General features: G+C 59.6%; 7 protein-coding genes and 1 pseudogene. 6 read left to right on the forward strand and 2 right to left on the reverse strand.

Annotated features, from left to right (window positions below; all coding sequences use genetic code 11):
* The first annotated feature begins 39 nt into the window (after nt 1-39).
* The 5 genes and pseudogenes from SZ55_RS02760 to SZ55_RS27250 all read left to right on the forward strand — a co-directional run bounded on the left by SZ55_RS02760 (nt 40) and on the right by SZ55_RS27250 (nt 10,032).
* Nucleotides 40-6,504: a DUF637 domain-containing protein gene (locus tag SZ55_RS02760; protein ID WP_236692383.1), complete on the forward strand. Its 6,465-nt coding sequence runs from the start codon at nt 40-42 to the stop codon at nt 6,502-6,504.
* A complete protein-coding gene (locus SZ55_RS27845; RefSeq protein WP_152644425.1) occupies nt 6,501-7,214 on the forward strand; it encodes a hypothetical protein in 714 nt (237 codons plus the stop codon). Before SZ55_RS02760 ends, SZ55_RS27845 begins: the two co-directional genes overlap by 4 nt.
* 131 nt (nt 7,215-7,345) lie before the next feature.
* Nucleotides 7,346-7,758, forward strand: a pseudogene (locus SZ55_RS02765) (IS5 family transposase); the annotation flags it as partial.
* 290 nt (nt 7,759-8,048) lie between these two features.
* Nucleotides 8,049-9,211, forward strand: a protein-coding gene (locus SZ55_RS02775) for an IS3 family transposase (RefSeq protein ID WP_152644426.1) whose coding sequence is annotated in 2 segments (ribosomal slippage) — nt 8,049-8,304 and nt 8,304-9,211 — 1,164 coding nt in all. Because the reading frame shifts where the segments join, the coding sequence is not laid out codon by codon here.
* A gap of 155 nt (nt 9,212-9,366) precedes the next feature.
* On the forward strand, nt 9,367-10,032 hold the full coding sequence (locus SZ55_RS27250; RefSeq protein WP_082078132.1) for a hypothetical protein: 666 nt from the start codon (nt 9,367-9,369) through the stop codon (nt 10,030-10,032).
* Between the two features lie 100 nt (nt 10,033-10,132).
* On the opposite strand, the gene SZ55_RS02780 is transcribed toward SZ55_RS27250, so the two are convergent.
* Nucleotides 10,133-11,935 (reverse strand): acyl-CoA dehydrogenase, encoded by a 1,803-nt coding sequence (locus SZ55_RS02780; RefSeq protein ID WP_044400948.1) that lies wholly within the window; start codon nt 11,933-11,935, stop codon nt 10,133-10,135.
* Between the two features lie 138 nt (nt 11,936-12,073).
* Between SZ55_RS02780 and SZ55_RS02785 the strand changes: the two genes are divergently transcribed.
* Entirely contained in the window at nt 12,074-12,913 is an 840-nt protein-coding gene (locus SZ55_RS02785; RefSeq protein ID WP_044400950.1) for a 23S rRNA (adenine(2030)-N(6))-methyltransferase RlmJ, read from the forward strand.
* Nucleotides 12,914-12,976: 63 nt separating this feature from the next.
* On the opposite strand, the gene msrA is transcribed toward SZ55_RS02785, so the two are convergent.
* Nucleotides 12,977-13,624, reverse strand: a complete 648-nt coding sequence (msrA, locus tag SZ55_RS02790) for a peptide-methionine (S)-S-oxide reductase MsrA (protein WP_044400952.1) — start codon at nt 13,622-13,624, stop codon at nt 12,977-12,979.
* Nucleotides 13,625-13,657 lie beyond the last annotated feature (33 nt).

The following is a 13,657-nucleotide window of genomic DNA, read 5'->3' on the forward strand; positions in this document are numbered from 1 at the left end:
GATCAGATCAACGCCGAACTGCACGCCCGGCAACTGGCAATGGTCACCGGCCGCAACGACGTCGACGCCACCACCCTCGCCGCCACCGCCAAGGCCGACGACGGCACCGACAAACCCCAACTGGCCATCGACAGCAGCGCCCTGGGCGGCATGTACGCCGGCGCCATCCGCCTCGTCGGCACCGAACAGGGCGTCGGCGTCAAACTGGCCGGCGACATGGCCGCCAGCGGCGGCGACATCCAGATCGACGCCAATGGCAAGCTGACCCTCGCGCGCACCGCCGCCAGCGGCAACCTCACCGCCAACGCCACCGACATCGAACTCACCCGAAGCACCTACGCCAGCGGCAACGCCCGCCTCACCACCGGCACCCTCGACAACCAGGAACGCCTCGCCGCCGGCGGCGACCTGCGCCTCAACGCCACCCACATCGACAACCCCGGTCGCCTCGAAGCCGGCGTACGCAGTGACGGCAGCGCCAACACCGCCCGCCCCGACAGCGTCCTCGACATCCAGGGCGGCACCCTGCGCAACCGTGGCACCGTAAACGCCCAGGGCAGCCTCACCACCGACCTCGCCACCCTCGACAACCAGAGCGCCGAACTGGTCGCCAGCGGCAGCGCCCAGATCAAGGCCAGCACCCTCGACAACCGCCAGGGCGGCCAACTCATCGGCCGGCAGGACCTGACCCTCGACGGCCAGGCGCTGGACAACCGCGGTGGCACCGTCGCGTCCAACAAAGCCCTCACCGTCACCGCCCGCGACCGCCTCGACAACAGCCAGGACGGCCTCATCCTCTCCAAGGCCGACGGCCTCACCCTCGACACCGCCGTCCTGGACAACCAGAGCGGCACCGTCCAGGCCGACAGCGGCGAACTCAAGGCCACCGCCAGCACCCTCGACAACCGCAACGGCAAACTCCTCACCGGCCAGGGCGCCCTGACCGTCGACGCCCAGGGCCTGCGCAACCAGCAAGGGCGCCTCATCGCCCAGAACGGCACCCTCACCGCCCGCAGCGACACCCTCGACAACACGGCAGGCCGCCTCCAGGGCGACAGCGTCGACCTCACCACCCGCACCCGCCTCGACAACAGCCAAGGCCACATCACCGCCACCCAGGGCAACCTCAGCCTCACCCGCGGCGAACTGCTCAACGACAACGGCCAGATCCAGGCCAAGCACAGCCTCACGGTGAACGCCGACAGCCTGCGCAACCACAGCGGCAGCCTCGGCGCCGACACCCTCGACCTCACCCTCGGCGGCCTGCTCGACAACAGCGGCGGCCTGGTGGAAGCCGCGCAGACCCTCAGCCTCGACCTCAACGACGCCCGCAACGCCAACGGCAAACTGCGCGCCCTGGGCAGCAGCGGCGAAAGCGTCTTCCGCCTCGGCGGCCGCTTCGACAACGACAACGGCCTGGTGGAAATCGGCAACGCCGCCTTCCGCCTCAGCAGCACCCAGCTCAGCAACCAGGGCGGCACCCTGCGCCACGTCGGCAACCAGGGCTTCGGCCTCAACCTGGCCGACGCCGGCCAGGCCGGCGGCCGCTTCCTCACCAACGGCACTCTCAGCCTCGACGTAGCCGACTGGACCAACAGCAGCCTCCTGCAGGCCCAGCGCATCGACCTCAAGGTCGGCCGCTTCACCCAGACGGCCACCGGGCAACTGGTGTCAGCCAGCGACTTGATCATTCGGGGAGGTGATTGGCAGAACGACGGCAAGATCAGTGCCGATGGCTCGATCGACCTGCAACTCGACGGGCACTACAGCGGTAACGGCCAGTTGGTAACGCAGCAGGCCCTGGCTTTTACCGCCCAGGGTGCTGATCTGGGGCTGAACGCGCGGATCACAGCCGTTGGGAAGGCTGATTTCACCCTCGGTGGCACCTTGCTCAACCGGGGCGTCGTGACATCCGATGGCACCTTCAACCTCAAAGCCAATGTGCTCGACAACCAAGGTACGCTCGGTGCCCGGACGGGGCTGGAACTGACTGCTGATACCTTGCAGAACACCGACGGGCTGATCTATTCCGGCGCTGGCCTGAAGCTCGCGGGCCAGCGTTTCACCAACCTGCGGGGCGATCTCTACAGCATCGGTGACCTGATCTTTGATAGCGATGGTAAGGGCGGGCAGTCGGCAGCCTTCCGCAACCTGTCCGGCGTGATCGAGAGCGAAGGGCAGATCAACCTGCGTGCTGACCTCATTGAAAACGCCCACGAGGTGGAGAACCTCATCGTCAGCCGCAAGGTCGCAGCGCTGTTCTATGACCGAGACTGCACCAACTGCGGTGGCAGCAAGCGGAATGTGCGTTATCGCCTGCGCGAGATTGACCGTACCGAGGCGACTGCCAGTGGGCGTGGTGCCTCATTGCTGGCAGGCGGGAACCTGACCCTGACCGGACAGGTGGTCAACAACCGCTTCAGCCTGATGGGCGCCAACGGCAACCTGCTGATCAAGGCCGATACCTATAACGGCATAGGGGCTGAGATCGGCGAAACGGTCACCGAGCGTCGTGTTACCTCGCCTCGACTGCGCTCGGTCGGTCACATCGACGTGGCGGTCAATAGCTTTAACCAGTCCTACTGGCCCGCCTCCGGCGGCGATGTCGCCGGGGCGGTGAACGGCATGCTGGCCAGCTACTTCGAAAGCGCGGAATTCTTCGGCACGACCTACACCCCGGGTACAACCCAGGGCTACCGAGCGGTGGTGCAAGCGGGTGGGGATGTACAGATCAATGCCACGCAGCAACTGGGCAACACTGACATCAAGCCGTCGTTCACCTTCGTCAATGGCGGCAAGCGCGTAGATACCGGTGCCCCGGGCACGGACGTCGCCACGACGGTCACTCTCAATCCCCAGGTTGCGCCGGATCTGCAGCAGAAGCCTGTCGACCCACTGACCCTGCCCAGCTTCAGCCTTCCGCAGGGCCAGAACGGCATGTTCCACGTCGTCAGCAACCCAGGGCACCCCTACCTGATCGAAACCAACCCGGCCTTCGCCAGCCTGGGCGGCTTCCTCAGTTCTTCCTACATGCTGGATCTGCTGGGCTACAGCTCGGAGACCGCGCAGAAGCGGCTGGGTGATGGTTTCTATGAGCAACGCCTGATTCGTGACGCCGTTGTGGCGAGGACCGGCAAGCGCCTGCTCGATGGTCTGGCCTCCGACGAGGCGCAGTTCAAGTACCTGATGGACAACGCCATCGCCAGCAAGGAGTCGCTGAAGCTGGTGCCCGGCATCAGCCTGTCTGCCGAGCAGGTGGCAGCGCTGACCCACGATATCGTCTGGATGGAAGAGCGCGAGGTCCAAGGTGAGAAGGTCCTGGTGCCGGTGCTTTACCTGGCACAGGCCAAGGACCGCCTGGCGCCTGGAGGCTCGCTTATCCAGGGGCGCAACGTCGCGCTGATCAGCGGTTCGAACCTGCACAACAGCGGCACTCTACGGGCCACCCAGAACCTGACCGCCACCGCGAGCGACATCACCAATAGCGGTCTCATGCAAGCCAACGAGCGCTTGCAGCTGCTGGCCACAGGCAGCATCCGCAATGCCCAAGGTGGTGTGATCAATGGCAAGGACGTAACACTCACAGCCGGCAAGGACGTCATCAACGAGCGCAGCGTGACGGTTCATCGCAGCCAGACCGAGCGCAGCGATCGCCAGCAGAGCTTCGTCGATGATGCCGCCCGCATCGAGGCCGGCAACGGTCTGAGCATCACAGCTGGCAATGACCTGCAGAATATCGGCGGCGCCCTCAAGTCCGGCGCGGATACCCGCCTGAACGCTGGGCGTGACCTGCTGCTGGTTTCTGCTGAAGCCGAAAACCGGACCCACACCTGGGACCGCAAGGGCTATGGCAAGAGCAGTAGCCTTACCCAGTACGGCAGTGAAGTGGACGTGGGCGGCAATCTCACCGCCACGGCAGGGCGAGACATCGCCATTGTAGCCAGCCATGTAAAAGCCACAGGCGACGTAGCTCTTACAGCGCAGCGCGATGTCAGCATCTCAGCCGCCGCCAACGAAACCCACAACGAGAGCTTCCGCAAGAGCGGGGGCAAGAAGGTGCAGGCCGAGGACAGCCAGGTCCGCCAGCTGGCGTCCGTGGTGGAGGCCGGTGGTGACCTCAACGTCAAGGCTGGCGGCAACCTGGTGGTCGCCGCCAGTCAGCTCAAGGCAGGCGATGAAGCCTACCTGTATGCCGGTGAGCAACTTGCCTTGCTCGCCGCCCAGGACAGTGACTACCACCTCTTCGACAAGAAAAACAAAGGCAGCTTCGGCGCCAAGGAAACCCGCCGCGACGAAGTAACCGACGTACGTAACGTCGGCACCCAGATCACCAGTGGCGGCAACCTGACCCTTGCCAGCGAAGGTGACCAGCTCTATCAGCGTGCTCGCCTCGAAAGCGGCGGCAACCTGACCCTGGACAGCGGAGGCGAAATCGCCTTCGAAGCGGTGAAAGACCTGCACCAGGAGAGCCACGAGAAGAGCAAGAGTAGCTTCGTCTGGAACTCCATGAGCGGCAAAGGCAACACCGATGAAACGGTGCTGCAGAGCCAATTAATAGCCAAGGGTAGTATGGTGGTTCAGGCCGTGAACGGCTTGAAAATAGACCTTAAGGAGGTCAACCAACAGTCAGTCAGGCAGACCATCGACGCAATGGTTAAGGCTGATCCCGGTCTAATTTGGCTCAAGGAAATGGAGCAGCGAGGTGATGTGGACTGGCGGCGGGTAAAGGAGGTGCACGACTCTTTCAAATATAGTCATTCCGGGCTAGGTGGTGGCGCTGCGATGATTATTGCCATCGTCGTCACTTACTTAACGTGGGGGGCTGGTTCAGGTTTGGTAGGCGCTGCCCAAGGTACTTGGCAGGCAGCTGCTGCAAATACAGTTGTCAGTTCTGTTGCGTCGAAAGCAGCTGTTAGCACTATTAACAACCGAGGCAATTTGAATGCCGTTATTAAAGACGTCACGTCCAAGGAGGCTGTCCGCGACTACGCTGTCGGTGGATTGACAGCGGGTCTGACGGCCGGGCTATTTGATGGGATTCTTCAGACCAAGACCGATCCACTGACCGGCAAGGTCACCGTTGACCTTTCCAGTCTGGAAGGTGTCGGTCGTTTTGCTGGCAATCAGGTGCTGCAGAATGGTACCTCAACCATTCTTGATCGTGCTTTAGGGGGAAAAGGCTCGCTCAGCGATGTCCTGCGTAGCAGTCTTGCCAACACGTTCGCAGCTGCAGGTTTTAACTGGGTTGGTGATAAAACTGCGCCTGAGATGTGGGATATTGAGGATGGAAGTCTAGCCAAGATAGGCCTGCATGCCGTCATGGGGGGGCTTGCTGCCGAAGCCGCTGGCGGGAGCTTCAGGGCCGGGGCATTGGCTGCCGGAGTTAACGAAGCGCTAGTGGATCGCTTGTCAGATTGGTATGGCCAGATGGAGTCAGAGCAGAAGAAAAGTCTGCTCGTAATGAACTCCCAAGTTATTGGGATATTGGTTGCCGCAGGCCAAGGAGGGAGCGAAGAAGATCTAAAAGTTGGGTCTTGGGTCTCGCAAAATTCGACTCAGTACAACTATACGGCTCATTGGAGTGAGTTTGAAAAGCAACATGAGGCTTGTAATAAAAATCCTTCAGATGCCGGATGCGCTACTGTACTTAAAGTCGCAGGTGTTACCAGTGAGTCGCTAGGAAATGTCGCTCTTAATAAGGGCGGTGACGGAAGTATAGTTAGCTATACGCTGCTAGATTCGTCTGGTCATCCTTGGATGATAATGGAACCTTCTGAATACAAGGTTTATATTGCGTCTCCACGCTACATCCAAGAAGGTTACAAGACCGCTCCTCAGTGGCAGCTGAATATGGCCTCGGTTTTGCTTTACACGAATCAGGGTGATGTCGAGAAGGCGGCCGATAACTATGCTTTCATGCTAAGAGATCCGGGTTATCGGCAAGAAATGCTTCTTAATTTGGCCTTGGGAGTCATTGGGGGAGGGCCCTCTAAAGGGATTTTGGGTAAGCTAGATGAATTGTTGCCTAACACCAAGACTCGAGTGCTTACTGAAACCGAGGCAAGAGCGTTAGGAGGAGATCACAAAGGATTAATTTATGTGGCCGAGAGTCCGAGAGGTAAACCTGCTGCGCAAGCTTTTCAAGCTGGTACCAGTGGAGCCTTTACAGACCTGGCCAGTGGAAAGTTAGGGGTTCCGGCACTTCGCTATGTTAATCCTAATGAAAAAGGGGTTAATTTCATTAAGTTTGATGGGGTCGAGAAAGGTGTTGATGGTTCACATATTCTCCTGATTGATGCGAAAACCAAATTGGCTATTTGGGGGGCTGAAACACAAAAAGCGGTTATGGATACTCTTCGGCGTGTTAAGTCTGCGCTGGATCAAAATCCGGGGTACAAGGTTGTATATGAGTTTCCGAATAAAAAAATTGAAGCACAAGCTAAGGCCTTCATAAGAGCTAACGGTTTTGGTGATGTTGTCAGCACAAGGACAAGAATTCCATGAATGTGGCAGAAGTTGAATTGTCATTTTATGCTCGCCCAGATCGTTTCATTACGATAGAGCAGCGACATTCTGAGTTAATGAATAGGTTGTCTAAATTTGGAGGTCCACTTGGTTTTTTAGGACTTGATCTTCCGGAGGCGCCAAGTTGTGGTGATGGCTTGGTTGCTACGTATACGGTAAAACTTCCTATAAGAGGTCTTCGATTTATCGGGGATTACACATATCGCAGTGATAGATACCCTCATGAGGATCTTGCTTCTTTCGATGAGCACTTGCGCTATGGTTTTAGGGCTTCGAATAAATTTATTGATTATAGTAAGGTTTTGAATGAGGATTTTTTGGCTGTAGTTGAAGCTTTTTGTGCGTACAAAGCTCATGCTTCTTACGATTTATATGGGTTTTATTATCAGGGAGGATTGAATGATGATAATCAGGTCTATAATGAATTAAGGAATGATCCGGCTGTGGATGTTGATGGTAGGAATAATATTTATACTCTTTACCCTGCGCAGTTTTGGGATTCTGAGCTTTGTTTGAGGGCACTGGGGTATGGTGCTGATGAAGTCGTTTCTCGGCTTTCGAATAAGGTTAAGAGAGTGGAGAGATTTCTGCATGGTGTTTATCTGGTTCTCAATGATGATCCTGATTTGTCTTATGAGGACTTCTTAAAGATGAATAATAAAATCAAGGCTGAGCTGGGTTTGGTCTAAGGATTCCGAAGAGGTCTCGATCGAACTGCTGAAATAACACCCCCGCAAAATCTGAGCTCTGTATGTCCCCGATGAGCTTTTCCGATACCGACTATGTCGGCAAACGCCACCAGAACCGACGCGAATAGTTTCTGGTTTCGGCAGAGCAAGTGGTGCCCTGGGCCGGGCTGTTGTAGCTGATCGCGCCGTACTACCCCAAGGCGGGCAATGGCCGTCCCCCGATCCGCTGGAAACCATGTTGCGCATTTACCTGCTGCAGAACTGATTTGCCCTCAGTGATCCGGTCATGGAGGAAACCCTTGATGAGATCACCTCACTGCGGCAGTTTTCCCAACTGTCATTGACCCAAGGCAGCATTCCGGAAGACACGACGATCATGAATTTCCGCCACCTGCTGGAGCAGCACAGATTGGCTATGGGAATTCTGGCGGTGATCAACGACCACTTGGGCGAGCGTGGGCTGTCGTTGCGCTAGGGCACCATCGTCGATGCCACGATCATCCATGCGCCGAGTTCGACCAAGAACCGGGACAGACCAGGGGACTCGAATGAGTGTCGGAGTCGTGCGATTGGCTGGCGATTTTGGAAGCAGTGTGGTGTTGGATTTGCGTGCGAATCGGTGTCGATTAGGTATGCAAATAGCTGTCAGAATTGGTACGAATACTCAGCTAAAGAACGAAATAAATAGCGCGGGATTGCTCAGCGGGCAGTTTGCGTAGAACCCAGGCGGTATTGACTTCACAAAAGATAGCTTAGGCAAAGAGTGGGATGTAGCGGTCTACTGATCCCGGACACCCATTTAGGGCGAGAATGCTCGCCACAGAGAGGTGTCTGATGACCAAGCAATGTCGTTCTTTTACGCCCGAGTTCAAACGAGAGGCCGCTGGTCTGGTGCTCGATCAGGGCTACAGCCATATCGAAGCAGCTCGCTCGCTGGGGCTGGTTGAATCGGCGCTTCGTCGCTGGGTGAAGCAGCTTCAAGAGGAGCGCCAGGGCGTTACTCCGAAGAGCAAAGCATTGACTCCCGAACAGCAGAAAATCCAGGAACTGGAAGCCAGGATCGACCGACTGGAACGGGAGAAAGCGATCCTAAAAAAGGCTACCGCTCTCTTGATGTCGGACGAGTTCAATCGTACGCGCTGATAGACCAGTTGAGTGAGCGGGAGTCGGTGGAAGTGGTCTGTTCAGCCTTCGACGTGGCACGGTCTTGCTACTACGCCCATCGTCTAGGGCGCTGCCGTGTTGATGCACGCTGGGTTGCCCTGCGCAGTCAGGTCAATCAGTTGTTCAGCCAGAGTCGAGGCTCGGCTGGCAGCCGCAGCATTCTGTGTATGTTGCGTGAGGATGGCGTAAGCATTGGCCGCTTTCGGGTGCGCCGGTTGATGCGTGAGCTAGGTCTGGTCAGCAAGCAACCAGGCTCGCACGCTTACAAGCAGGCTACAGTTGAGCGGCCAGATATCCCGAACCGGCTGAACCGCGAGTTCACCACCGAACGATCTAACCAGGTTTGGTGCGGCGACATCACCTACATCTGGGCGCAAGGTCGTTGGCATTACCTGGCGGCGGTGCTGGATCTGCATGCAAGGCGAGTGATCGGCTGGGCACTTTCCGTCAAGCCGGATGCTGAGCTGGTCATCAAGGCGCTGGACATGGCCTACGAGCAACGAGGCAAACCGCAGCAGGTGCTGTTTCATTCCGATCAGGGCAGCCAGTACGCAAGCCGCCTGTTTCGGCAGCGGCTGTGGCGATATCGGATGGAGCAGAGCATGAGCCGTCGAGGTAACTGCTGGGATAACTCACCGATGGAGCGGTTATTTCGCAGCCTGAAATCAGAGTGCATTCCAGCGACTGGGTACATGACGCATCACGAGGCTCAACGGGATATCAGCCATTACTTGATGCACCGGTACAACTGGCTCATGCCAAATCAATTCAACGACGGGCTACCGCCCGCCGTTGCCGAAGAAAAGCTTAACCCACTGTCCGGGATGGGTTGACCACTACAAAGTCTACAAAGGGCTTCAATTGCTTTAAGGCAAGACCCTGGATTTAAGGAAGTATTTGAGTTTCCAGCTCAGCGTGCTGCTGATAGGGCTATGGATATTATGATTGAGCAAGGTATTACTAATATTAAGGTGCGGGTGGCCAATTGATGGAAAAATACAAAATTGAATTGCGGCATAGGGCTAGAGTTGATGAGCCCTTTGAGGAGAAGCATAGCAAGTTTATGAGTGCTATTGCTGGGCTCGGGCGGTCGTGGGATTTAGAAGGGTTAGGTGAGCTTCCAGATATAGGCTCGGAATTATTGATTGCTATTTCTTTGGATAAATCTCTAGGTGTCGGCATAAAAGGTCGCTTGACATATATGTATAGGGGGCGTGGTTATTTGGAGGATAGCTCCCAGAATGATGATACTTTGTTTGTCGAGTTTTCCTCTAGGAAATTAAGTCTCAAAAGTGTGGTTGATTTTTTGCCGGTTTATATAATGGCTTTTGAGTGTTACAGGGCGACTGTGCATAACTGGGAGATTACAAGGAGTGACTGGCCAAAAGTGGTAGAGAGATGTGATGAGACTGGGAGGGATGTTAATGGTAGAGATGGGGTTTATCGGATTAATGCTATAAATTATTTTGATCGAGAACTTTGTGGGCGAGCATTTGATTTGTCTCCTGAGGAGGTTGTCGAGAGGTTAAGCGGGAAGGTGGAGTCTGTTTACTTGCTGGGTGATGGGGTTTTTCTTGTCTATAGCTCCCAGCCGTTGGAAAGGCAGGCGCATGAAAGAGTGGATCATGAGGTTAGGCGGCTATTAGCTGGCTGATATCTTTGATAAGCCTATCGGTAAATGCGTTTAAATTCAGAAGATAGCAAGCCATAAAAAAGCCCCGCATGTGCGCGGGGCGTGAAAGGTCCGGTTGGACTCAGAACCAGTCGGCTTGCATGCCCAGGCAGGTGTCGTCGCGGGCTTCGAGGATGGCCAGGGCGTGGTGGACGCCGGGCACTTCCCAGGTGAGAAAGAAGCGGGCGGCCTGCAGTTTGCCTTTGTAGAACTCGGTGTCGGCGGGGTTGCCGTTGGCCAGGCCTTCCTGCGCGCGGATGGCCTGTTCCAGCCAGCGCCAGCCGATGACGGCGTGGCCGAAGCTGTTGAGGTAGAGCGCTGAGTTGGCCAGGGCCTGGGCGACCTTGCCCTGCATCAGGTCGCCGAGCAGGGCGAGGGTGACGGTGGAGAGGCGGGCGAGCAGTTGCTCGAGCGGTTGGCGCAGGGCGTCCAGTTCGCTGTGGGCGGCGGCGCGCTGGCAAGTCTCGTTCATCAGGCGGTTGAGCTGCTTCAGGCCGGCGCCGTTGTTCTGCGCCAGCTTGCGCCCGAGCAGGTCGAGGGACTGGATGCCGTGGGTGCCTTCGTGGATGGGGTTGAGTCGGTTGTCGCGGTAGTACTGCTCCACCGGGTATTCGCGGGTGTAGCCGTGGCCGCCGAGGACCTGGATGGCCAGTTCGTTGGCCTTGAGGCAGAACTCGGAGGGCCAGGACTTGACGATGGGGGTGAGCAGGTCGAGCAGTTCGTGGGCCTGCTGGCGGGCGCTGTCGTCGGCGAGAGTCTGGGTGTCGTCGAACAGGCGCGCGGCATACAGGCCGAGGTCGAAGGCGCCTTCGACGTAGGCCTTCTGGGTGAGCAGCAGGCGGCGTACGTCGGTGTGCTGGATGATCGGGATCTGTGGGCTGCTCGGGTCCTTGCCGTCCGCGTGGCGGCCCTGGGGCCGGTTGCGGGCGTAGTCCAGTGAGTACAGGTAGCCGGCGTAGCCGAGCATGATGGCGCCCATGCCGACGCCGATGCGGGCCTCGTTCATCATCTGGAACATGTAGGACAGGCCGTGGTGGGGCTTGCCCACCAGGTAGCCGACGCATTCGCCGTTGTCGCCGAAGTTGAGCGCGGTGGAGGTGGTGCCGCGCCAGCCCATCTTGTGGAACAGGCCGGCGAGGATGACGTCGTTGCGCTTGCCGAGGCTGCCGTCGTCGTTGACCAGGAACTTGGGGACGATGAACAGGCTGATGCCTTTCACGCCGGGCGGGGCGTCCGGCAGCTTGGCCAGGACCATGTGCACGATGTTCTCGGAGATCGGCTGGTCGCCGCCGGAGATGAAGATCTTGTTGCCCTTGAGGCGGTAGGTGCCGTCGGCCTGGGGTTCGGCGCGGGTGCGGATGTCCGACAGGGAGGAGCCGGCGTGGGGCTCGGTGAGCGCCATGGTGCCGAAGTAGCGGCCTTCGATCATGGGGGCGAGGAAGCGGGCCTTCTGCTCTTCGCTGCCGAAGCTTTCGATCAGGTTGCTGGCGCCCATGGTGAGCATGGCGTAGGACGCGGTGCCAGCGTTGGCGGACTGGAAGTGGGCGAAGCAGGCCTGGGACAGCAGGTTGGGCAGCTGCATGCCGCCGACTTCGAAGTCGCGGGTGGCGTTGAGGAAGCCGGCTTCGATGAAGGCTTCCAGCGCGGGCTTGACCTCGGGGATCAACTGGGCGGCGCCGTCGACGTACTGCGGTTCGTGCTCGTCGTTCTTGCGGTTGTGCGGGGCGAAGAGCTCTTCGGCGATGCCGCGCGCAGTGGCGAGGGCGGCGTCGAAGGTCTCGCGGTTGTGGTCGGCGAAGCGCGGGCGTTGGGTCAGGGCTTCGGCATCGAGCACTTCATAGAGTTCGAAGGCCAGGTTGCGGGAGCTGAGCAGGGTCTCGGACATGGTCGGTCTCCGGTGGAATGCCCGGAGTCTAGATTGGTGAATGAAGGCCGCCTAGCAACATCCATGAGGGTGATGCAGCGGCCAAACCCGGCCTGGGTCGCGGCTGGTAAACTGCGCGCCTCGCGAGGAAACCATGCCATGAACTACCGTCACGCCTTCCACGCCGGCAACCACGCCGACGTGCTCAAACACCTGGCCCTGGCCCGGATGATCGCCCTGCTGTCGCGCAAGGACGCCCCCTTCGCCTACCTGGACAGCCATGCCGGGGTCGGCCTCTATGACCTGGCCGGCGACCAGGCCAGCCGCACCGGCGAATGGGAGGAGGGCATCGGCCGGCTGTGGGGCCGCGACGACCTGCCGGCTCCGCTGGCGGACTACCTTGGCACCGTGGCCGCGCTGAACCCGTCGGGTACGCTGCGCTACTACCCGGGCTCGCCGGAGGTGGCGCGCCGGCTGATGCGCCCCCACGACCGCCTGGTGCTGAACGAGATGCACCCGGAAGACGGCCAGGCGCTGAAGGAGAACATGGCCGGTGATCGCCGGGTGACGGTGCGCCTCGGTGATGGCTGGCACCTGCCGCGGGCGCTGCTGCCGGCGGCGGAGAAGCGCGCGCTGATGCTGATCGATCCGCCGTTCGAACAGGCCGATGACCTGGAGCGCTGCGTGACGGCGCTGAAGGAGGCGATTGGCCGGATGCGCCAGACGGTGGTGGCGATCTGGTACCCGATCAAGGACGAGCGCCAGCTGAAGCGCTTCTACCAGGGGCTGTCGGCGTCCGGTGCGCCCAAGCTGCTGCGGGCGGAGCTGATGGTGCACCCGACGGACAACAGCATCGGCCTGAACGGTTCGGGGCTGGCCATCGCCAACCCGCCGTGGGGCCTGGAGGAGGAGCTGCGCGAGGTGCTGCCCTGGCTGGCCGGTGAACTGGCCCAGAGCCAGGGCGACTGGCGGCTGGACTGGCTGATCGCCGAGGGCTAGCAGACTTCCGCAGCGCCGATGGCGTTTCCGCTGCGGCGCTCAGGGGGCGATCAGCACTCGGGGTCAGGCCGGCAGGCAGACGCCGGTGCCGCCCAGCCCGCAGTAGCCGTTGGGGTTCTTGGCCAGGTACTGCTGGTGGTAGGCCTCGGCGTAGTAGAAGGCCGGTGCTTCGGCGATCTCGGTGGTGATGGCGCCGTAGCCTGCCTTGTCCAGTTCGGCCTGGAAACGCGCTTCGCTGGCACGGGCGGCCTGGAGTTGGGCGTCGCTGGTGCAGTAGATCGCGGAGCGGTACTGGGTGCCGATGTCGTTGCCCTGGCGCATGCCCTGAGTGGGGTTGTGGGCTTCCCAGAACACGGCGAGCAGCCGTTCGTAGCTGATCACGCGCGGGTCGAACACCACCAGCACCACTTCGGTGTGCCCGGTGAGGCCGGAGCAGACTTCGTCATAGGTGGGGTTGGGGGTGTGGCCTCCGGCGTAGCCGACGGCGGTGCTCCAGACCCCTTCCTGTTGCCAGAAGCGCCGCTCGGCGCCCCAGAAGCAGCCGAGGCCGAACACGGCCTGTTCCAGCCCGGCGGGGAAGGGCGCTTGCAGCGGGTGGCCGTTGACGTAATGAGCTTCGGGCACCGGCATCGGGGTCTCACGGCCGGGCAGCGCCTGGGCGGCGGTGGGCAGTTCGATCTTGTGGGCGAGGATCTGTGAGCGCAGGACCATGGCGTTCTCCTGAGGATGGGGCTGGTCGATAGA

This window comes from Pseudomonas sp. FeS53a, from assembly GCF_000931385.1.
GTDB lineage: Bacteria > Pseudomonadota > Gammaproteobacteria > Pseudomonadales > Pseudomonadaceae > Metapseudomonas > Metapseudomonas otitidis.

Coding starts and splice junctions, on each gene's coding strand:
- SZ55_RS02785 (WP_044400950.1), top strand. CDS start 12,074: ATGAACTACCGTCACGCCTTCCACGCCGGCAACCACGCCGACGTGCTC.
- SZ55_RS02760 (WP_236692383.1), top strand. CDS start 40: ATGGTCACCGGCCGCAACGACGTCGACGCCACCACCCTCGCCGCCACC.
- SZ55_RS27250 (WP_082078132.1), top strand. CDS start 9,367: ATGGAAAAATACAAAATTGAATTGCGGCATAGGGCTAGAGTTGATGAG.
- SZ55_RS27845 (WP_152644425.1), top strand. CDS start 6,501: ATGAATGTGGCAGAAGTTGAATTGTCATTTTATGCTCGCCCAGATCGT.
- msrA (WP_044400952.1), bottom strand. CDS start 13,624: ATGGTCCTGCGCTCACAGATCCTCGCCCACAAGATCGAACTGCCCACC.
- SZ55_RS02780 (WP_044400948.1), bottom strand. CDS start 11,935: ATGTCCGAGACCCTGCTCAGCTCCCGCAACCTGGCCTTCGAACTCTAT.